Source organism: Janthinobacterium woesei (assembly GCF_051380875.1).
GTDB lineage: Bacteria > Pseudomonadota > Gammaproteobacteria > Burkholderiales > Burkholderiaceae_D > Janthinobacterium.
The window spans coordinates 199,576-221,227 of record NZ_JBNYXW010000004.1; the positions used below are offsets into that span (position 1 = coordinate 199,576).

The window sequence follows — 21,652 nt, forward strand, 5'->3', positions numbered from 1 at the left end:
TTATACCCGTAGAATAGTGCTGCATTGCAACAATGCCGAAGGCTGTTGCGTCATGCAGAACGCATTGCCAGGAACGCCTGCCGCGGCCCTTGTTTTGCCCCTTGTTTTGCCTCTTCTCCTGCCCTTTGTCCAAGCGCCGTAAAGCTGGCTGGACCTGTTTCGCCATGCCGCACCGGTAGGCTAAGCTGGCATGCTGCAGACGTCAAAAAGCCCGCCGAAGCGGGCTTTCCATATTGAACCAGATCAATACATCAGAACTGGTTCATGGTGTTGTCTTTGCCGGCTGCTTTCAGCGCCGCTTCGCCGCTGAAATAATCCTTGTGGTCATCGCCGATGTCGGAGCCGGACATGTTTTGATGTTTCACGCAGGCGATGCCCTGGCGGATTTCCTTGCGCTGCACGCCGGCCACGTAGCCGAGCATGCCCTGGTCGCCGAAGTATTCCTTGGCCAGGTTGTCGGTCGACAAGGCTGCCGTGTGGTAGGTCGGCAAGGTGATCAGGTGGTGGAAGATGCCGGCTTCGCGGGCCGAATCGGCCTGGAAGGTGCGGATCTTTTCGTCGGCGGCAATCGCCAGTTCCGTCTGGTCGTATTCCACGCTCATCAGCTGAGCCCGTTCGTAGGCCGACACGTCCTTGCCTTCCGCTTTCATTGCATCGAAGATCTGCTGGCGGAAGTTCAGGGTCCAGTTGAACGATGGGCTGTTGTTGTACACCAGCTTGGCGTTCGGGATGACCTTGCGGATCTCGTTAACCATGCCGCCGATTTGCGAAATATGCGGTTTTTCCGTCTCAATCCACAGCAGGTCGGCGCCGTTTTGCAGCGAGGTGATGCAGTCGAGCACGCAACGCTCTTCGCCGGAACCGGCGCGGAACTGGAACAGGTTGCTCGGCAGGCGTTTCGGACGCAGCAGCTTGCCTTCGCGCTTGATGATGACGTCGCCATTGCCCAGTGCGTCGGCCGACACTTCTTCGCAGTCGAGGAAGGAATTGTATTGGTCGCCCAGGTCGCCAGGTTCATTGGTCACGGCGATCTGCTTGGTCAGGCCGGCGCCCAGCGAATCGGTGCGGGCCACGATGATGCCGTCGTCCACGCCCAGTTCCAGGAAGGCGTAGCGGATGGCGCGGATCTTGGCCAGGAAGTCTTCGTGTGGCACCGTGACTTTACCGTCCTGGTGGCCGCATTGTTTCTCGTCGGATACCTGGTTTTCGATCTGGATGCAGCAGGCGCCCGCTTCGATGAACTGTTTTGCCAGCAGGTAAGTTGCTTCGGCATTGCCGAAACCGGCGTCGATGTCGGCGATGATGGGCACGACGTGGGTCACGTGGCCGTCGATCTTGGCCTGGATGGCTTGCTTGTCAGCACCTTCAGCGGCGTCCAGTTGGCGGAACAGGCCGCCCAGTTCGCGTGCATCCGCCTGGCGCAAAAAGGTGTACAGCTCTTTGATCAGCGCCGAGACGGCGGTTTTTTCATGCATCGACTGGTCTGGCAACGGGCCGAACTCGGAGCGCAGCGCGGCGACCATCCAGCCCGACAGGTAGAGGTAGCGGCGGTCGGTGCTGTTGAAGTGTTTCTTGATCGAGATCATCTTCTGTTGACCGATGAAACCATGCCAGCAGCCCAGCGACTGGGTGTACTTGGATGGGTCCGCATCGTAGGCAGCCATGTCGTTGCGCATGATCTTGGCCGTGTAGCGGGCGATGTCCAGGCCGGTCTTGAATTTGTTCTGGGCGCGCATGCGGGCGGCGGACTCGGGATTGATGGCGTTCCAGGCGCTGCCTTGTTGCTCTTTCAAACCGGCAACAGCCTTGATGTCGTCTTGATATTGGGACATGTGTATCTCCTAAAGAAAAACTAAGTTTGAGAAAATCGTCGAGTCTGCTGCCACGTCTTGTCGATGCGAACTGCATGACTAAATAGTAGGCCGATTGCCGACGATCTTCAAGTCTTATATAAGACATATAACTTAAATTTATTCCTTGTTTTTCAATGACTTAGTATTTAAATTTTGCTATGTGGAATGAATTTTCAAAAAGTGAGAGAGCGGAGGCGGTTGGCGCGGCACCTGAATTTCACGATGTGAAACGCTTTTTCAGAATTTGGTGCAGCGCGACAAATTGGGGCGAAAAAAAGCCACCCGAAGGTGGCTGGTGGGCGGAACGGATGCCATTACATGACGGGAAGGCGTGGAGGCAGACAATTTCAAGCGCGAAGGCGTTGCACTACAGGCGATCAGAGAGCGGCGTGCAAGGGCGGTATGAATGAAGAGGTGGCCAGGGACGCGAGAACTTGCCCGCTCGCAACGATCACCGCATATTCCCCGTTCAGGTTGGCCAGTGCCATCGCATGCACCTCATCCGCGCTTCTTGGCACGCCAGCGTAATCGACCTGAGCAAACGCAAAACACGCGTCGGCGACGACTTGCGTGTCAAAGCCCAGATTGCCCGCCGTGCGCGCGCTCGACTCCACGGAGTTGTTGGTACTGACGCCCACGATGACCAGCTTGCGGATGCCGCGCACGCGCAACCAGCGCTCCAGAGCGGTGTGGATGAAGGCATCCGGCACATTTTTCTCCACCACGTGCTCTGCGGGCAAAGGCGCCAGCGCAGTCTGAAATTCCACGCCAGGCTGGCCGGGCCAGAAGGGCGAGCCTGGCGTTCGGGAGATGTGACGCACATGCACGACGGTGGCGCCCGCTGTGCGCCACGCCTGCAGCAGGGTGGCGATCTGGCGTTCCGCAGCGGGATTGTTGCGGGGGCCGGCTGTGGGGCTGGCCATGCCTTGTTGCATGTCAATAATGATCAGTGCGGGAGTGTCGGCATGCATGCTGGTGGCCTCACTGGGTAGGATGGCAGGCGCGCTCGGCGCCTGCCTGGGAAAGCTTTGCTGGAATGATTGTCAGGGCGTGAAACCTAACGTCCCACCGTCTGCCGTTGGTCCTTGATGAACAAGGCCGTCAACATGCCGATCACGCATACGCCGATCACATAATAGGCGGGGCCCAGCACATTGTTCTTCAGCATCAAGGTCACCACTACCGGTGTCAGGCCGCCGAAAATGGCGTACGACAAGTTGTAGGAAAACGACAGTCCGGAGAAGCGCACCTGCGCCGGGAACGCTTGCACCAGCACGTAGGGCACGGCGCCGACGACGCCGACGAACAGGCCCGTCATGGCGTACAGCGGCAGCAGCAAGTCGGGACGGCTGCCGATGGTGGTGTAGAAGATGTACGTAGAAATCGCCAGCAACACGGAGCCGACGAAGATCACGCGCTTGCCGCCCAGGCGGTCGGCCAGCATGCCGGCGATGATGCAGCCGAAGGCCAGGCACAAGGTGGCCACGGTATTGGCGACCAGGGTGGTGCGCGGGGCGATGTGGTGGATCTTTTGCAGCAGGGCAGGGGTCATCAGGATGACGACGACGATGCCGGCCGACAACATCCACGTCAGCAGCATCGACACGGCAACGGCGCCGCGGTGGCTGCGCAGCACGGATTTCAGGGGCATTTCCGTGGACAGGACCTTGCGCTGCTGCATTTCCGCGAAGACGGGAGTTTCATGCAGCCAGCGGCGCAGATACATGGCGCCGAAGCCGAAGATGCCGCCCAGCAGGAATGGATAGCGCCAGGCGCCGCCCGTGACTTCTTCCGGCGTGTAGACGGTATTGAGCCCCGTCGCCACCAGGGAACCCAGCAAAATGCCCACCGTCAGGCCTGCCGTCAGCGTGCCGCAGGCAAAGCCCGTATGGCGGCTCGGCACGTGTTCCGAGACAAATACCCAAGCGCCCGGTACTTCGCCGCCCACGGCCGCGCCTTGCAAGATGCGCATCAGGAGCAGCAGCAGCGGCGCCGCCAGGCCGATGGTGGCATACGTGGGCAGCAGGCCGATCAGCAAGGTCGGCACGGCCATCAGCAGGATGGACAGGGTGAACATGCGCTTGCGGCCCAGCAAGTCGCCGAAGTGGGCCATGACGATGCCGCCCAGCGGGCGCACCACGTAGCCGGCGGCGAAGATGCCGAAGGTTTGCAGCAGGCGCAGCCATTCAGGCATTTCCGGTGGGAAGAACAGCTGGCCGATGGCATTGGCAAAGAAGACGAAGATGATGAAATCGTAGAATTCCAGCGCGCCGCCCAGGGCGGCCAGCGACAGTGTTTTGTAGTCTTGTTGGGTCAGAGGACGTGTTGCGGCGGTGTCGGAGGTGGCCATGTGTCTCGTTTTTTGTGTTGTATGGGAAATTGCCAGAGCTAGCATACGCATTTCCGCTCCTTGAGTAAATGCCGTGGCGGGGCACACGTGTGTGGACTGCCTCGGCGTGTGGGAAGAAAAAGCCTTCGGCGAGGACGACGCTTTCCTGAACGCTGCCGATGGCGCCATCGTTGACATGATCTATCTCAACGTCACGGTCAGCATCTTGCAGCCCAAGCGGCTGGCGTGTTGCTAACAATGCCACTTGCTTGCACGCCGCCCTTCATTGTTACAATCGCGCAGTTCGGGGCGCTTGCCATCGGCCGCGTGCCCGCCACTCTCATTCAGACAGGATTTTCATGCCATTCATCGTCAAGGCAGTCTCCATCGCTACACTGGCGCTTGGCTTGCTACCCACTGTTGCACAAGCGCAAGATGCGCGTGATCAATTCTTTGCGACCTTGAAAAGCCTGTGCGGCCAGCAATTCGAAGGCGTGCTGGTCTATCCCAAGGATCCCCAGCATGATTTCGCGCGCAAACGCCTGCATGCCGATTTTGCCGCCTGCAGCGAGACGCAAGTCAAGGTACCGTTCCAGGTGGGTGCGGACCGTTCGCGCACCTGGATCATCAGCCGTACGCCGGCCGGGTTGCACCTGCAGCACGACCATCGGCATGCGGACGGCACGCCCGACGCCGTCACCATGTATGGCGGCATGGCCAGCAGCAACGGCTCGGCCCTGAAGCAGTCGTTCCTGGCCGACGATTACACGGCCAGGCTGGTCGATGGCGCGGCCACGAATGTGTGGACCATCAGCGTCAGCGCCGATGGTTTGACCCTCACGTATCACCTGGAGCGGGACGCCCAGCCGCGCGCCACCGTGGTGTTCAAGCGCAGCAGCGCCGAATAAGCGCGCTGTCAGCCACGGCCAGCCGTGTTCAGTGCGTGCATTGGACATGCTGCAGTCCGCCATCGCGGCCATGTCAATGCGGCCCTGCCTGGGATATTGTCGATGCCCACCTGGACTTCCCCGCCGCAACTCGTCGCCCTTGCCGCCTTCTTTGCGCAGGCGCAAGCCCAGCCGGATACCATCGGCGATGCGGTATTCCTGGATCGGTGGCAAGAAGCGATCGATGGATAGGGCATGGCAGGGCGTAACGCGCTTGGGCGCGCCGCGTAACGCTCCCCATCGGCCGTCTCTCGCGTTACAATACGCGCACCAATAACGGAACCCTGGTTCCACTATCTAGAGACGCCGACGCCGCATGCCTTCCTTTCCGATGCCATTTCCGCAGATGATCGTTCCACCTGAGCCGACACAGGCGCGCAGCAAGCAAGCGTTCGAGCGCTTGCTGCTGGTGGGCGAGCAGTTGCTGGCGGAAAACCGTTTCGATGAAATCGGCGTGGCCGACCTGGCCAGGCTGGCGGAAACCTCGGTGGGCACGTTTTACCGCCTGCTGGGCGACAAGGACACCTTGAGCCGTTTGTTGCTGCAGCGCTTTTTTTCCGACATGGTGGAAAAGGTCGAGACCCTGACGGAATTGCGCCAGTGGGAAGGGCGCAGCCTGGAAGAATTCATCCGCGCCATGGTGGCCATGTTCGTTGCTGTCAATGGCGGGCGCAGCGGCGTGTTGCGGGCGCTGATCACGCGCGCTTCGCAAGATGCACAGTTCCGCGACAGGGTGCACCAGATCAATCATCTTATTTCGCAGCGCACGGTGGCCGTGCTGGCCAGCAAGTCGACCAGCATCGGCCATCCGAACCCCACGCAAGCGATGATGGTGGTGCCGCCCGTGCTGCTGGGGATACTCAACCAGCATACCTTGACGGGTTCGCTGTCGTTTTTGTCGGGCGCGGCGCTGGAAGATGAGCTTGTACGTGTTGCTTTAAATTACCTGACTTAAGATATTTACCGATTTATCTTGAAATCGGAATTCGGATTCCGTATTATGTTTTCCAACAGCAGGAAAACATATTCCTGCACCTGAACACAAAGCATGTTCAATAGCAAGGAGACAGAATGCGGCGTCACACGACATCCGATGTTACATTGCATTACCTCGACCTCGGCACGCAGGCCGGGCAGGGCGATCCTGCGCAGCGAGATCTCGCGCAGGGAGATCCCATCCTCCTGTTGCATGGCCTCGGTTCCTGCGCCAACGACTGGCGCCCGCAAATCGATGCGCTGGGCGGCTCGCACCGCCTGATCGTGCCCGACATGCGCGGCCATGGAGCGAGTCCCGCGCTCCCCGGCGACTGGCAGATCGGTGACTTCGCCAACGACCTCTTCAACTTGATGGACCAGCTCGACGTGCCGCGCGCGCACATCGTCGGCTTTTCCCTGGGCGGCATGGTGGGGCTGGAAATGGCCAACCGCGCCCCTGGCCGCGTGTCGAGCTTGTGCCTGATCAATTCGCAACCGTTTCAAGGCAGAAAGCCAGCGGCGCTGCTATTTACCTACTGGCTACGCCGCACGGTGATCGCCACCTTCGGCTTGAAATCCATGGGCAAGATCATCGGCAAGAAACTGTTCCCCGATCCGGCACAGCAGCGGCTGGTCGAGCGCTTCGCCACGCAGATGGCGGGCATGGACAAGCGCGCCTACCTGGCCGCGCTGGATGCCATTTTCCACTGGGATATCGATCTGCACTTCAAGGCCCTGGCCATGCCTGTCCTGATCATGGCGGCCGACCAGGATTACACGCCGGTCGAGAGCAAGCGGGCATTTGCCGCACAGTTTCAGCATTGCGAGTTCGAAGTCATTGCGAATTCGCGCCACGCCACGCCCCTGGACCAGGCGCAGCGTGTGAATACCTTGTTGCAGTCCTTCCTCACCATCAATTCAAAATAAACAGGCCACTGGCCGCACGGGCCGAAGGCCGGAAACAGTCGTTGCAGGGCAGGTGCTCGCTATACGCGCGCGGGTACCGTGACGTCTTGCGATCCTGGCATCCGGTCGTCTTCCCTGGTGGCAAGCAAGCCTGACATTGGAGACGCTATGAAACTTGCTATGAAATTATTGCCCGCCGCACTCGCCGTTGCCGGTGCCTTTGCCACCCAGGCCCATGCGCAGGAGGCCAGCCTGGCCACCAGTACCAGCGCTGCCAGCGCCCAGGAAGCCAGCGAGGCCAAGGAACGCATGGAAACCGTCACCGTTTCCGCCCGCCGCCGCGAAGAACGACTGCAGGACGTGCCGCTGGCCGTCACGGCGTTTTCCGCCAAGGCTTTGGAACGGGCAAATATCCAGAACCTGGCCGACTTGCAGGAACGCGTGCCGAACCTGACCGTGTACGCCGCGCGCGGCACGAACACCACCCTGACGGCGTTCATCCGCGGCGTCGGCCAGGCCGACCCCGTCTGGGGCGTCGATCCGGGCGTGGGGATTTATTTTGACGACGTCTACATGGCCCGCCCGCAAGGCGCCCTGCTCGACGTGTTCGATGTGCAGCGCATCGAAGTACTGCGCGGCCCGCAAGGCACCTTGTATGGCAAGAACACCATCGGCGGCGCCATCAAGTACATTTCGCGCCCGCTGGCCAAGGAAAACGGCGGCTCGGCGGAAGTGGGACTGGGCAACTACAACCAGCGCAACTTCAAGGCCGCCTTCAATGTGGCCAACGAGAGCGGCACCTGGCGCGCGCGCCTCGCTGCCGCCAAGCTGGACCGCGATGGTTTCGGCCGCAATACCTACAATGGCGAACAGGTCAGCGACCAGGACAGCACGGCGGCGCGCCTCTCCGTCGGTTACTTTCCGCAGGACATTGCTCTGACCGTCGTGCTAAGCCTGGACGCCACCGATGACAAATCGGGCGTACGTGGCTTCCAGCGCATGGGCGTGAGCGCTTTTGATCCACTCAAGCGGCCACCGAGCACGGATGCGTATGACATCCAGAGCGGCATGCCGGGCAACAACTTCACGCACAACCGGGGCGGTTCACTGGTGGCCAATTACACGCTGTCGGACGCCTGGTCGGTGAAAGTGATCGGCGCCAAGCGGCGCAGCAGGTCCGAACAAACCATCGACTTCGACGGCTTGCCGCAACCGATTGCCGACGTCTTTGGCGACTCGCGCGACGAGCAGAAAAGCCTGGAACTGCAAGCGTCGTACGGTGGCGACTATGGCGCCGGCGTGATCGGCCTGTACCGCTTCGAAGGCATGGCGGGCGGCGGCATCTACAACAATTTCCTGGGACGCCAGTTCCAGGCCGCCGTCAGCACGGTGGAGACGGACAGCACGGCGCTGTACACGGACTGGACCTGGCCGCTGGGCAAGGCGTGGAGCATCAATGCGGGCCTGCGCCACACGCGCGAAGAAAAGCGCGCCATCGTGCTCAACCGCGCCTTTGCCGACGCCGGCTTTACGCGCCCGATCCAGACGGCGGCCGACTTCGACAAATCCTTGTCGGTCAGCAATACCTCGCCGAAACTCTCCGTGCGCTATGAAGCGTCGAAGACGACGAATTTCTACAGCAATGTGTCGCGCGGCTTCAAGTCGGGCGGCTACAACGTGCGCGCCAACAACCTGGTGGTGCCCGATTCCGCGCGGCCCTACAAGGATGAAACACTCGACGCGCTGGAAGTGGGCATGAAGTACGCGGCGCCGGACGATACCTTCGACGTCAACGTGGCCCTGTTCTACAACCGCTACAAGGATATCCAGTTGTCGGTGTTCACCAGTTACGTGCAGCCGGGCGGCTTGCCAGGCTTCTACGGCGACTTCACGAATGCGGGCAAGGCCACCGTCAAAGGGGCCGAGTTTGAATTCTCGTGGCGGCCGAACCGCCAGTGGGAAGTCAACGGTTTCCTCGCCTTGCTCAATGCCAGCTATGACGAATTCATGAGCGGCGGCAAGAATATTGCGGATACGCAAAAGTTCAGCAACACGCCAGCCCGGCAAGTGGGCTTGAACCTGACGCGCACGGACCGCGACGTGTTCGGCGGCGCGCTGCGCAGCATGGTCGGCTATGGCTATCGCAGCAAGGTCTATCCGACCACGGACTTGAGCGAAGTGCTGGCGCAGGGCGGCTACAGCATCTGGACGGCCGGCATCGTCTGGGAAGCGCCAAAGAACTGGACCTTCAGCCTGCATGGCAGCAACCTGGGCAACAAACGCTACCGCACGGATGGCTACAACATTCCTGCGCTGTTCATCCTCGACGGTTTCTATGGTCCGCCGCGCCAGATCATCGCCAAGGCAGGCTACAAATTTTAAGGTGTTGTAGAAGGGCCGGCTTGATCTGCGTCAAGCCGGTTCGTTGTCGCTGTTTTCGTCGTCAATAACAATCATGGAGACTGGCATGGCATATCCGAATTTCCGTCCGAGTTTGCGTCAGTTGTTGCGTCACTATTTATCTGTACTCATCGCCGCCTGCGGCTTGCTGGCAGCGCTGCCGGCCGCCGCCGGGCAATGGGACTTCGGCCTGTATGCGAGCCTGTGGGGTTCGCGCGAATACCAGGTCTGGCTGCCGAGCAATTACAACGCCAACACGCCGCTGCCCGTGGTACTGATGCTGCATGGCTGTGGTTCCGAGCCCAACAGCATGGCTGCCGTCAGCCGCTACAACGCGCTAGCCGACAGTGAAAACTTCATCGTCGTCTATCCGCGCCAGAATGCCACTGCCAACCCCATGCGCTGCTGGAATTTCATGTTGCCGCTGAACCAGGAGCGGGGCACGGGCGAGCCGGCCATGCTGATGGGCATCCTGAACAAGGTCAAGAATAAATATGCGGTCGACGATAGCCGGGTGTATGTCACGGGCATCTCGGCCGGTGGCGCCATGGCATCGACCATGGCCGCCTGTTACTCCGATGTGTTCGCCGCCGTGATGGTGCATTCGGGCGGCATGTACAAGGGCGCCATCGGCATGGTGACAGCCGCCGACTCGCTGTTCAACGGCAGTTCCTTCGATCCGAAAGTGCGCGGCAAGGATGCCTGGCGCTGCTCGGGTTCGCCACGCCGCTTGATGCCGGCGATGGTATTCCACGGCACGTCCGACATCGTCGTCAACCCCGTCAATGGCGAACAGACCATCGAGCAATTCCTGCAGACCAGCGATTATGGCGACGATGGCCTCGACAATGACAGCGTGCGCTACCGTGCCGACAGCGTCGTGCGCCAGACGGTGCCGTACGGCCGCAGCTACTCCATCGACACCTATTTGCATAACGGCGCCGTCATCGCGCAAAAATACACGGTCGAAGGCATGAACCATGCCTGGAGTGGCGGCCCTCCGGGCTGGCCATTCAGCGATGAACTGGGGCCCGATGCTACCGTGATCAGCTGGAATTTCTTCAAGCATTACCAGCGCTGAGACGCTAGAAAATGGGGCGGGCAGGGACGGCGGCTTGACCGTGCCGCCCTTGCCCTGCAGAATGTCGACGCATCGCGCGGCGACATGGTGTCCCGCCGCATACTGACGAGGAAACCATGGCCGCTACCTTGCGCCGCATCATCCCACTGGCCATCGCCTGCCTGCTGGCCGCCTGTGCCCAGTTGCCCGCCACGCCTGAGGCGGGCATGAGCTTGCGCCTGATCGGCGAACAGCGCATCGCCTGGAAACAGGCTTACCAGGGCACGGCCATCGGCGGCCTGTCCGGCATCGATTACGATGCCAAAACCGATGGCTGGGTCATGACCAGCGACGACCGCTCGGCCATCAATCCGGCGCGCTTCTATACGGCAAAGCTGCGCTATGACGCGCAACACGTTGCCCCCGTGGAAATGACCGGCGTGCATTTCTACAAACAGGCGGACGGCAGCAGCTATCCCAATTTGCCAGCCTGGCGCGCGCAGGGCGGCGAAGTGCCCGACATCGAAAGCATCCGCCTCGACCCGCACGGTGGCAGCATCTGGTACACGAGCGAGGGCGACCGCAAGCTGGGCGCCCAGCCGTTCATCCGCCATGCGCGCGCCGATGGCAGCCTGATCGGCACCTTGCCGCTGCCGCCCATGTTTGCCATGCCGGCGCCGGGCGCAGTTGCGCAAGGAAAACCCTCGGGCGTGCGCGACAATCTGGGTTTCGAAGGATTGAGTTTTGCGGCCGATGGCCAGTCGCTGTGGGTGGCCATCGAGGCGCCGTTGCTGCAGGATGGCCCGGTGGCCGATTTCGTGTCCGGCGCGCATAACCGCATCACGCGCTTCGGCCGCGATGGCCAGGTGCTGGCGCAATATGTGTATCCGCTGGAAAAGGTGGCCTCCATCGCCGGCCCCACGCGCTTCGCTGAAAATGGCATCTCGGAAATTCTCGCCATCGACGAACACCGCTTGCTGGTGATCGAGCGTGCCGGCGTGCAAGACGCGCAAGGCGTGTTCCACGAATTCGTGCGCCTCTTCGAGATGGATGTGCGCGGCGCCACAGACGTCAAGGACGTGGCCGCGCTGGAAGGCGCCAGCTACACGGTCGCCAGCAAGCGCCTGGTGCTGGACATGAATACGCTGAACTTGCCGCGCCTGGACAATATCGAAGGCATCAGCTGGGGACCGACGTTGGCAAACGGCCATGCCAGCCTGGTGATGGTGTCGGACGACAATTTCCACGACAAGATACAGGTGACGCAGTTCCTCGTCTTCGAAGTCCTGCCCAAGTAGTTGCCGTGCCAGATTTACCGTGCCAGCAGGCGCTGCATGAAGACATTGAAAAAACGCGGCTGGTCCGACGCCAGGCACACCTGGGCGTTGGCTTTGCCCGCCACTTCGCGCGTAAAACCGTCGTCCGTGACGGCAATGCGCAGCGGCGTGGTGGGGCAGCTGGCCGGGTCGATCAAATACGTGACGGGCACCACGTCGAACAGCGACGGCATGTTGCTGGACCACGGTTGATACGTATCAATCCACTGGTGATACAGCAATGTGACGGCGTCCGTCAGCGGCGAACCGTGGCCGAAGATGGCGTTGCGCTCGACTTCATCGAGGCGTATCTGCGTCGAGTCGAGCGGCATCATGACGATGGGCACGCCTGAGGCGAACAGCGCCTGCGCACCCTTGATATCGGAGGCGATATTGTATTCCTTGTCGGCCGGGCGCACGGGCACGTACTGCGACTTGCGGTAGCCGGCGCGCACGGCGCCGCCCATCATCACCACCTGTTTGACCGTGCCGAACGTGGCCGCATCGCGCGCGATGACGGCACCGATATTCGTCAGTGGCCCCAATGCCAGGATAGTGATCTGGCCAGGCTGGCGTTTGATCTCGCGCAAGATAAAGTCGATGGCGTCTTGCGGCGCCTGCGCAGGCACGGCGCCACGCTGCGCATAGCGCGCCTGCGTGAAGGGCGTGGGGTTGGGCGTGGCGATGCCTTGCGCGACGGGAATGCCGGCGTGGCCCGTTTCGCGCAGCAGGCGTTCGAGCAGGCGGGTGCGCAGGGCCGTGTCGCCCCAGTCGGTGGTGATGCCGACGATTTCGATCTCGGGGCTTTGCAGCAGCAGCGCCAGGGCAAAGGCGTCGTCGATATCGTCGCCGATATCCATGTCGACGATGATCTTGTGCACGGGCGTGGCACTGGCGAAGCTGGCGGGCAGGGCGGTGAGCAGCAGGATGGACGACAGCGCGGCGCGGCGCAGCAGGGAACGGCAGAGTGACATGGCAGACCTGAAGTAAGTGAGAGGCGCGGCGATTTTAGCAGGCGCACGCGCCGCATCAGTACAATGCCGGCATCGGCCACTTGGGAAAGCCGTCATGTTGGCTTGCGCCTGCTGCAACGGACGGCGTTCGATGCCGCCTTGCTGGCCAAGCGGCAAATGTTGATGGAAGTATTGAATACCATGGCGGGTTCTTACTAAATATCAAGTTGCCGCCAACGTGCGCACCTCCTGACGCCGCGTCCTCCCGCTATTTCCGGGTAACTATATAATCTGCGCTTGGGCGATATCCGCTCTTGAACTGCGATTAAAGGAATGACATGCCAGGATGTTTCGTGCGCCCGGTGGCGCTGTTTGCGGTGGCGGCCGTGTGTCTCTCTGCCGGCGCCGCCGATGGGGGGGCGGTGGATGCGCAGCAGCGCGCGTCCTTGCTGGCATTTTATGCGCAGCAATACCCGGGCGAGGCGGCCGCCCGCACCGTGTTCGACAGCGTGCCGGTGGTGGGTGGCCGTGGCCGCGAGGTGGTGGGCAGCGTGGAAGCGCCGCCGTATCGCGGCCATGGCGCACTGTGCCGCACGCAGCGCACCAAGTTCGTGTTGCAGGGTTCCGGCAAACAGGCGCGCTGGCAGGAAGCGGGCATGGAGTATTTCGCCTGGCTCGACCGTGGCACTTGCCGCCCGGTGGCTGAACCCGTGCGCATGCTGCAGCGCATTCCCGATACGCAGCTGGAAGACGTATTGCTGTACCAGAAGCCGCTGTTGGCCCGGGCGCGGTTATTAATGGCGGGCAATACGGCATGCGCACCGCTGCGCGCGCTCAATTTTGCGCTGGCAGCCGTCGATGTGGGCGCTGCCACGCCCCGCACCGAGGAGCGCTATGCGCTGGTGTTCAAGAGCGACCGCGACAGCTATGCGCGCGTCTGGCTGCGCAAGAGCGGCGCCCAGTATGACGCCTGGAATGTGACTTGCCCGCCAGTGCTGTAAGCTGCGCCCCTCTGTTTTCGATATTTACTTTTTGACTGTTGCAACCATGAACCAAAATTCCACTTCCGCCCGCAGCTGGGGCACCATCGTCACGCATAGCGATGAGATGGCCATCATCTACCGGTATGCCGATGCCTTCCATGATGACTGGGACCTGTCGTCGCAGCCGGACCGCATCATCATCGCCTGGCGCTACGAGGACGAGACGGGCATGCCGGCTCCGGACGAGCGCGAGCATATGGAAGAGCTGGAAGCGGCGCTGGCGCCGATAGTCGAAGAGGCGGGCTTTGCCACCCTGGCGCTGGTCTCCACCGGCGAAAACTTGCGCGAGTGGATTTATTACACGCAGTCGGGCGAAGAGTTTTTCAATCGCCTGAATACGGCCCTGGCGCCGCGCCCGAAATTCCCGATTGAAATTCGCAGCGCAGCCGACCCCGCCTGGTCGACGTACGCCGGTTTCATGGCTGCCTTGCCAAAATAATTACGCCAGTGCGGCCACCACGATGCGCGTGGCGGCGGTGATGATGTCCTGGTTCGTGTCCGCGTTTTTTTGCTCGCGCGTGTAGTACACGGCGATCACCAGCGGCGCGCCAGTGGCCGGGAAGGCGACGCCGATGTCGTTGACGCTGCCATAGGCACCCGAACCGGTCTTGTCGGCCACGCTCCAGCCGGCTGGCACGCCGGCGCGGATGCGCTTGTCGCCCGTCGTGTTGCCGCGCATCCAGGTATCGAGCTGCTGGCGCTGCGGCGCTGGCAAACTATTTTCCAGTAATAATTGTTGCAAGCTGTGCGCCATCGACGCAGGGCTGGCCGTGTCACGCGCCTCGCCCGGGATCGCGCTATTGAGTTCCGTTTCCCAGCGTTCCAGCTGGAACAGCGTATTGCCGATGCTGCGCGCAAACGCCGTCACCGCTTGCGGTCCGCCCAATATTTTCATCAGGAAATTGGCTGCGCTATTGTCGCTGTATTGCAAGGTGGCGGCGCACAGCTCGGCCACGCTCATGCCGTCAGCCACATGTTTTTCCGTCAGCGGCGAATACGTCACCAGTTCTTTTTGCGTGTAGCGCACGCGCTGTTCCAGCAAGCCCGGTTCGCTGGCGCTGCGGGCCAGCACGGCGGCCGCCAGCATGGCCTTGAAGGTGCTGCACAGGGGGAAGCGCTCGTCGGCGCGGTGGCCGATGCGCGCACTGTTGTCGGTGCGCCAGGCGGCAACGCCGAGGCGCCCGCCTGCGGCCTGTTCCAGCGCCGCCAGTTGCGTTGCGGCGCTGCTGATGGAGACGGCAGGCGCGGCGAACAGCAAGGGCGACGGGCACAGCAGGGCGGCGCCGGTAGCGAGCAGGGTGCGGCGGCGGGAGGAATGCGGCATATCAGTCATGGTCGTTGTGCGTAGGGGCGGTGGAAAGGGCGGCCAGCAGTTCGCCGATGGCGTGCAGGTTGGCCGGCTTGGTCAAATGGTGGTCGAAACCGGCCGCGCTCGACTGGCTGCGGTCGTTTTCGGCGCCCCAGCCCGTCAATGCGACGAGCACGACTTTGGCGCCGGCAGGTGTCTGGCGCAGCGCGCGCGCCACCTCGTAGCCGCTCATGCCAGGCAGGCCGATATCGAGGAAGATGACATCAGGCAAGAATTGCGGCGCCATCGCCAGCGCGTGCGCGCCATCGTGCGCCACTTGCGTGGCATGGCCCATCATCTCGAGCACGGCTGCCAGGGTATCGGCCGCATCGACATTGTCATCGACCACCAGCACGCGGAAATGCCGGCTGTTGGTGGGAATGGCCGGCGTAGCCAGCGTGGCCGGGGCCGCTGGCGCCGCCGCCAGCAGCGGCAGGCGCACCGTGAAGGTACTGCCCAGGCCGACGCCAGGGCTGGCTGCCGTGGCGTTGCCACCATGCAACTCCGCCAGGCGCCGCACCAGCGACAGGCCAATGCCCAGTCCGCCCTGCGCGCGGCCCATGTTTTGCCCCACCTGGGTGAACATGTCGAAGACGCTGGCCAGCGATTCGGCGGGAATGCCCACGCCGCTGTCTTGCACTTCGATCAGCGCTTCCTTGCCATCGCGCACAGCGCGCAAGGTAATGTGGCCACCCGCTGGCGTGTACTTGGCAGCATTGTTGAGCAGATTGCCCAGCACTTGCGCCAAGCGCGTGGGGTCGGCGATGAGCGGCAGCGCCTGCTCATCGAGTTCCACCTGCAACTGGTGGCGGCTGGCCTCGATCAGCGGCATGCTCGTTTCCAGCGCCCCGGCGATGATGGTTTTCAAGTCCGCCCGCTCCAGCTTGAGCTCGATCTGCCCGCGCGTGATGCGGGCCACGTCCAGCAAATCATTGACCAGGTGCACCATTTGATTGACTTGCCGTTCCATCACGTCGCGCACGCGCGCCACGGTGGCGGGCTTGTCGGCGGCCAGGCGCATGATTTGCAGGCCATTGCGGATCGGCGCGAGCGGGTTGCGCAGTTCGTGCGCCAGGGTGGCCAGGAATTCCGTCTTGCGCCGGTCCATTTCGGACAGGTTGTCGGCCAGCTGGCGCAACTGGTTTTCTGATCGCTTGCGTTCGCTGATGTCGCTGAACAGCACCGTCAGCAGGCGGCTGCCCGGGCCGCCCAGGCGCGCGGCAAACACTTCGAACCAGCGTTCCATCGCCACCGCTTCGTTTTCATAGCGCACGGGCTCGCCACTTTTCAAGACCTGGTCGTACAGGTCGAACCAGTGCTGGTCGTGGTCGGGCACGATGCTGCGGATGGTCTTGCCGATGGCGTTGTCCAGCCCCGATTGCTTGACGAAGGCAGGGTTGCCTTCCAGATAGCGGAAATCGACGGGCTGGCCCTGCTCGTCGTACAGCATTTCGATGACGCAAAAAGCCTGGTCCATCAAGTCGATCAGGGCGCGGTAGCGCTCCTCGCTGCTGCGCAGCGCGTCTTCCACCTGTTTCTGGCGCGTGATGTCGAGGATGACGCCGGGAAATTGCAAGGGCGTGCCGTCTGCGGCGTATTCCACGCGGCCCCGCGCGATGACCGAGCGGTACTGGCCATCGCTGGCGCAGACGCGGTAGCTGGCTTCGAACGGACTGTGTTCGGCCATTGCCTGCGTGATGTGTGCGTGCACCCGGGCACGGTCATCGGGATGGATGATCTCCAGATAGCGCGCCAGTGGCGCCACCGCGCTGGCGTCGATGGAAAACAGGCGCGCCATGTTGCTGTCGGCCGTGACGCGGTCGGCGACGATGTCCCAGTTCCAGGTGGCCACTTCGCCAGCGGCCAGGGTCTGGCGCAAGCTGACTTCATGGTGCTTGCTGGCCGTCAGATCGAGCGAAATGCCCGACAGCGCGATGACCTTGCCGGCGCCATCGCTGACGCAGGCGCCGCGCATGTGCGCCCAGTGCAACGAGCCGTCGGCCCAGCGCACGCGGATCTCGATTTCAAAGTCGCCGGCGCTGGCAATCGCCGCGTGCACGACCGCTTGCCACTGCTGCAGGTCGCCGTCGAGCATGCGGCCCGTCAGTTGTGTGTAATCGATGTTGGCCGCTGGCGGGAAACCGAGATTGGCCATGAAGGCATCGGAGCACGTCATGCTGCCGCTGCCCAGGTCGATTTCCCAGGTGCCCATGCGGCCGCCCTGCATGGCCAGGCGCAGCCGCTGTTCCGTCTGGCGCTGCTGCGTCACGTCGCAATGCGAACCGAGCCATTCAAGGACGCTGCCGTCGGGCGCACGCACGGCCAGCATGCGCACGATGACGTTGCGGTAGGCGCCGCTGACGTGGCGCAGCCGGTACTGCGTCTCGACTACGCCAGTGAGCTGCGTCGGCATGACGTCGGGCACCTTGCGGTCATCCGGGTGCAGCGCATTGATCCAGCCCCGTCCCATGAGCTCGGTTTCGCTCTGGCCCGTGAAGGCGCGCCAGGAAGGCTGGTCGGCGTCAAACTGGCCAAAGGTTGTCGTGCTCCAGACGATGTCGCAATGCGCGCCCAGCAGCAGATGTGCCGCCTGGGCAGGGGAGGCAGGGGCGGCGTGGCTGTGCTGGCTGGGTTCTGGCATGGGTAGGCTACGTCATGGATAAAGTGGTGCAGTGCCCCGCCGCCGCTGCACCGCAATGTGGCAGCACGGCATGGTCATGTACGGCGATATTACAGTCAATTGCCAGTTCTGACATGTCTTTCAGGGCACGGATGGCGCATTGTCGCCGCTTTGCCAAAACGCTGGCGCCAGCGTCAGAAATGGGGGGAAACAGCGAGATATTGCCCGCAGTGTGGCTGAATAACCACTAGTGCGCCTTTTATGTTGGTGAATGAATATTTTACATAACAATATTCTTGCAGCGCATTAGCCGCGTGAATTAAATTGGCGCCTTACTGAAAAGTTGGTGTTCATCAGACATCCCAGAGATGCGGCCAGAACTGCTGTCAACTTGCATGACAGCCAGGGCAGAGCCAGTGACGCCGAGAGCGGGGAGACATCCGCTCGCGCTGCCGCACCATGATGGTGCGGCGAACGTCCAGCGCCGTAAAAAATTCCGGAGACAGGTTGCAAGAAAGACAGATTTCGCAATTCTTTTTTTAAAACTTCTGGGAAATAACATGATCAAGATGTCCAAGATGCACAAGCGTTTGTGCGCCAAAAGCGCTGCTATGCTGGCACTGTCCGCTGCCCTGCCTATCGGTTCGGCTTATGCAGATGAGGTCGCTGCTGACACGGCACCTGCCGCCAGCCAACTGGAAACCGTGACCGTCACGGCGCAGCGCCGCAAGGAAAATATCCGCGACGTGCCCGTCTCTGTTTCGCTGCTGCGCGACGAGAAGCTCGACGTGCTGGTATCGGGCGGACAAGATATCCGCATGCTGGCCGGCAAGGTGCCGAGCCTGAACGTGGAATCGTCGAACGGCCGCACCTTCCCCCGCTTCTACATCCGCGGCTACGGCAACACCGACTTCAACATCTTTGCATCGCAACCTGTTTCCCTGATTTACGATGACGTGGTGCAGGAAAACCCGATCCTGAAGGGTTATCCGATTTTTGACGTGGCTGGCGTGGAAGTACTGCGCGGCCCGCAAGGCACTTTGTTCGGCCGCAATACGCCGGCTGGCGTGGTGAAGTTCGAATCGGTCAAGCCGAATCTGGACAAGGTCGAAGGCTATTACAACGTTTCCACCGCCACGCATAACACCAGCAACTTTGACGGCGCCGTCAACGTGCCGCTGAGCAAGGAATGGGCGATGCGCGTCTCGACCCTGCGCCAGCACCGCGACGATTACGTCGACAACACCTTCACGGGCAAGAAAGACGCGCTGGACGGCTACAACGAACACGCCGAGCGCGTGCAGCTGCTGTACGCACCGAACACCACGTTCAACGCCCTGTTCAATGTGCACCAGCGCAACACCACCGGCAGCGCGCGCGTTTTCTACGCCAACATGATCAAGCAAGGCACGAACGACATCGTCGACGGCTTCGACCCGACCAAGTCGTTCACCAATGCGCCGAACTTCCAGCAGCTGCGCACCAACGGCGCCAGCGCCCGCCTGAGCTGGGACCTGGACGGCGTCAAGCTGTATTCGATCACCGGCTTCGAACACGTGGGCAGCTATGTCTCGCACGGCGACATCGATGGCGGTACGCCGACGGGTCCTGGCTTCCTTCCTTTCCAGGTTGAAACGGCCGGCGGTATCACCAGCGTGAAACAATACTCGCAGGAATTCCGCGCCGAATCGAAAAATGCCGGCCCGCTGAACTGGCAGGCAGGCGTGTATTACTTCAACGAAGACGCCAACGGTTTCTCCGACACCTATACTACCGACACGCACGTGCTGGCATCGCACCTGGCCAGCCGCCAGAAGAACACGGCCTGGGCCACCTTCGGTTCCGTCAACTACGCCGTCAACGATGACTTCATGCTGCGCGCCGGCTTGCGCTACACCAAGGACAAGAAGGATTTCAATACGGTCGAGGTCTACAACATTAAGCAAGCCGATCCGAGCAGCGCCGATGTCAGCAAGGCCAAGGTCAACTGGGACTTGAGCGGTACCTACAAGTACAATAAGGACGTGAACTTCTACGGCCGTATCGCCACCGGTTTCCGTGCGCCAAGTATCGCCCCGGCCAGCGACAAGGTGCCGGTCACCGTGGCCGATGCGGAAACCATCACCTCGTACGAAGCGGGTATCAAGGCCGACCTGTTCAACCGCCGCGCCCGCGTGGCGTTCAGCGTGTATGACTACCAGGTGAAGAACCAGCAGCTGACGGTCGTTGGCGGCACCTCGAACATCACGCGTTTGATCAATGCAGCCAAGACGAATGGCCGCGGCGCCGAGCTGGAATTGGAAGGTTTTGTTACGCCTAGCCTGAAGATGTCGCTGGGCGGCAGCTACAACTTTACGGAAATCAAGGACCCGAGCCTGTCGATCGCCAGCTGCGCCCCAACGCGCTGCAGCGTGACCGATCCGAAAAATTCTGCCGGCAACGCCATCATCGACGGCAACCCGCTGCCGCAAGCGCCAAAGTGGTCGGTGACCGCCACCGGCCGTTACTCGATCCCGATGGAAAGCGGCGAGTTCTTCGTCTTCACGGACTGGGCATACCGCAGCAAGATCAACTTCTTCTTGTATGAAGCGACCGAATTTACGGGCAAGCCGATGCTCGAAGGCGGCTTGCGCGTGGGCTACATCTGGGATGCCGGCAAGTATGAAGTGGCTGCTTTTGGCCGCAACATCACCGACACCAAGCGTATCACGGGCGCCATCGACTTCAACAACCGCACGGGCTTCATTAATGAGCCACGTCAATTTGGTGTGCAGTTCAAGGGCAACTTCTAATTGCCCGGTTCAGGCGCCGGCCCTTGCGGCCAGCGCCTGCATCAACCCGCCGACGGCTCGCGCTGCGGCGGGTTTTTTCATGCCCGTTCGGGGAGTTGCGCCAGCCGTTGCGCCCAGGCGGGAATGGCTTGCCGCCAGAAGGCCTGCGTGTTGTCCGCGCGCACGTCAAGGCCGAGAAAGCGTGCCGCTGGCAGCAGGGCCGACGCCAGCAGCTCGGCGGCTGGCGTCCCCGTATCGAAGGCGAGCGCACCCGTCTGCTTCGAGAGTTTTTCACCGATGTCATTATTGACGACCGGCACGTGCAGGAAGCCGGGATGCGGCAAGCCGAGCATATCTTGCAGATACAGTTGGCGCGGCGTGGAGTCGAGCAAATCGGCCCCGCGCACCACCCGCGTGACGCCCTGCGCGCCATCGTCGACCACCACGGCCAGCTGATACGCCCAGTAGCCATCGCCGCGCCGCACGATGAAGTCGCCCACGCCGCTGGCCAGGTCCTGCCGCTGTGGCCCATGCCAGCAATCGGCAAAAGCATACGCCGCATCTGCCCCTTGCGGCACGCGCAGCCGCAAGGCCCGCGCCGTCTTGCCCGGCGCCAAGCCGTGACGGCAAGTGCCCGGATACACGGCGGCACCGCCCTTGGGCACGTTCGCCCGCACCACCGAATCGTGGATCTCCTTGCGCGAACAGCCGCAGGCATACACCAGCCCGTCGTCCTGCAACTGTTTCAGCGCCGCCGCATACAGCGGCAACCGCCGGCTCTGCCAAGTCGCCTCGCCGTCCCAGTGCATGCCGCAGCGCTGCAGGCTGGCCAGGATCGCCATATCGGCGCCCTCGACATTGCGCTCATAGTCCAGATCCTCTATGCGCAGCAGCCACGTGCCCAGATGCACCTTCGCATCGAGATAGCTGGCCATGGCGGCAACAAGCGAGCCCATGTGCAGAGGACCGGAGGGGGAGGGGGCGAAGCGGCCGATGTAGGGGGCGGTGGTGATGGGCATGCGAATGAAAATTTTACTGGATCTGATGTACTGGTGCTGCGTTGCTGGATCGCGTGTCCTAAGGCAGTCAAGGGCAAGTATCGTTTAGGTTGAAGGTCAAGTCAAATAGTTA

General features: G+C 61.9%; 18 protein-coding genes. 11 read left to right on the forward strand and 7 right to left on the reverse strand.

The genetic code is table 11. The features are described 5' to 3' along the window. Positions 1–251: 251 nt before the first annotated feature. The 3 genes from ACQ4W6_RS05650 to ACQ4W6_RS05660 form a co-directional block, all read right to left on the reverse strand. The gene (locus ACQ4W6_RS05650; RefSeq protein ID WP_436566201.1) at positions 252–1,832 is read right to left on the reverse strand and encodes an isocitrate lyase; all 1,581 of its coding nucleotides are present in this window, start codon (positions 1,830–1,832) and stop codon (positions 252–254) included. Between the two features lie 398 nt (positions 1,833–2,230). Continuing rightward, positions 2,231–2,824, reverse strand: coding sequence for a cysteine hydrolase family protein (locus ACQ4W6_RS05655; RefSeq protein ID WP_436566202.1), 594 nt, complete (start codon positions 2,822–2,824; stop codon positions 2,231–2,233). A gap of 86 nt (positions 2,825–2,910) precedes the next feature. Beyond that, positions 2,911–4,203: an MFS transporter gene (locus ACQ4W6_RS05660; RefSeq protein WP_436566203.1), complete on the reverse strand. Its 1,293-nt coding sequence runs from the start codon at positions 4,201–4,203 to the stop codon at positions 2,911–2,913. 91 nt (positions 4,204–4,294) lie between these two features. Here ACQ4W6_RS05660 and ACQ4W6_RS05665 point away from each other — a divergent pair, with 91 nt between their 5' ends. From ACQ4W6_RS05665 to ACQ4W6_RS05700, 8 genes are all read left to right on the forward strand, one after another. Then, positions 4,295–4,438, forward strand: a complete 144-nt coding sequence (locus ACQ4W6_RS05665; RefSeq protein ID WP_436566204.1) for a hypothetical protein — start codon at positions 4,295–4,297, stop codon at positions 4,436–4,438. Positions 4,439–4,541: 103 nt separating this feature from the next. Continuing rightward, the gene (locus tag ACQ4W6_RS05670) at positions 4,542–5,090 is read left to right on the forward strand and encodes a hypothetical protein (protein WP_436566205.1); all 549 of its coding nucleotides are present in this window, start codon (positions 4,542–4,544) and stop codon (positions 5,088–5,090) included. Between the two features lie 102 nt (positions 5,091–5,192). Then, positions 5,193–5,321 carry a hypothetical protein gene (locus ACQ4W6_RS05675; protein WP_436566206.1) on the forward strand — a complete coding sequence of 43 codons (129 nt, stop codon included), beginning with the start codon at positions 5,193–5,195 and terminating at the stop codon, positions 5,319–5,321. A gap of 154 nt (positions 5,322–5,475) precedes the next feature. Then, on the forward strand, positions 5,476–6,084 hold the full coding sequence (locus ACQ4W6_RS05680) for a TetR/AcrR family transcriptional regulator (RefSeq protein WP_436566207.1): 609 nt from the start codon (positions 5,476–5,478) through the stop codon (positions 6,082–6,084). 116 nt (positions 6,085–6,200) lie between these two features. Then, entirely contained in the window at positions 6,201–7,031 is an 831-nt protein-coding gene (locus ACQ4W6_RS05685) for an alpha/beta fold hydrolase (protein ID WP_436566208.1), read from the forward strand. A 159-nt stretch (positions 7,032–7,190) separates the two neighbouring features. Further along, positions 7,191–9,392: a TonB-dependent receptor gene (locus tag ACQ4W6_RS05690; protein ID WP_436566209.1), complete on the forward strand. Its 2,202-nt coding sequence runs from the start codon at positions 7,191–7,193 to the stop codon at positions 9,390–9,392. 85 nt (positions 9,393–9,477) lie between these two features. Beyond that, a complete protein-coding gene (locus ACQ4W6_RS05695) occupies positions 9,478–10,491 on the forward strand; it encodes an extracellular catalytic domain type 1 short-chain-length polyhydroxyalkanoate depolymerase (protein ID WP_436566210.1) in 1,014 nt (337 codons plus the stop codon). A 116-nt stretch (positions 10,492–10,607) separates the two neighbouring features. Next, positions 10,608–11,768, forward strand: coding sequence for an esterase-like activity of phytase family protein (locus tag ACQ4W6_RS05700; RefSeq protein ID WP_436566211.1), 1,161 nt, complete (start codon positions 10,608–10,610; stop codon positions 11,766–11,768). Positions 11,769–11,782: 14 nt separating this feature from the next. Here the strand turns inward: ACQ4W6_RS05700 and ACQ4W6_RS05705 are convergent, their stop codons facing one another. Beyond that, complete coding sequence (locus tag ACQ4W6_RS05705) at positions 11,783–12,760, reverse strand: nucleoside hydrolase (protein ID WP_436566212.1); 978 nt, start codon at positions 12,758–12,760, stop codon at positions 11,783–11,785. Between the two features lie 317 nt (positions 12,761–13,077). On the opposite strand from ACQ4W6_RS05705, the gene ACQ4W6_RS05710 reads away from it, so the two are divergent. Further along, positions 13,078–13,740 (forward strand): hypothetical protein, encoded by a 663-nt coding sequence (locus ACQ4W6_RS05710; RefSeq protein WP_436566213.1) that lies wholly within the window; start codon positions 13,078–13,080, stop codon positions 13,738–13,740. Positions 13,741–13,786: 46 nt separating this feature from the next. Beyond that, positions 13,787–14,221, forward strand: coding sequence for a DUF695 domain-containing protein (locus ACQ4W6_RS05715; RefSeq protein WP_436566214.1), 435 nt, complete (start codon positions 13,787–13,789; stop codon positions 14,219–14,221). Here ACQ4W6_RS05715 and bla read toward each other — a convergent pair whose 3' ends face one another. Further along, a complete protein-coding gene (gene bla / locus ACQ4W6_RS05720) occupies positions 14,222–15,106 on the reverse strand; it encodes a class A beta-lactamase (RefSeq protein ID WP_436566215.1) in 885 nt (294 codons plus the stop codon). Position 15,107: 1 nt separating this feature from the next. Beyond that, positions 15,108–17,771 carry a hybrid sensor histidine kinase/response regulator gene (locus tag ACQ4W6_RS05725; RefSeq protein WP_436566216.1) on the reverse strand — a complete coding sequence of 888 codons (2,664 nt, stop codon included), beginning with the start codon at positions 17,769–17,771 and terminating at the stop codon, positions 15,108–15,110. A 539-nt stretch (positions 17,772–18,310) separates the two neighbouring features. Between ACQ4W6_RS05725 and ACQ4W6_RS05730 the strand changes: the two genes are divergently transcribed. Continuing rightward, positions 18,311–20,542, forward strand: a complete 2,232-nt coding sequence (locus ACQ4W6_RS05730) for a TonB-dependent receptor (protein WP_436566217.1) — start codon at positions 18,311–18,313, stop codon at positions 20,540–20,542. Between the two features lie 77 nt (positions 20,543–20,619). Here ACQ4W6_RS05730 and gluQRS read toward each other — a convergent pair whose 3' ends face one another. Next, entirely contained in the window at positions 20,620–21,540 is a 921-nt protein-coding gene (gene gluQRS / locus ACQ4W6_RS05735; RefSeq protein ID WP_436566218.1) for a tRNA glutamyl-Q(34) synthetase GluQRS, read from the reverse strand. Positions 21,541–21,652: the final 112 nt, after the last annotated feature.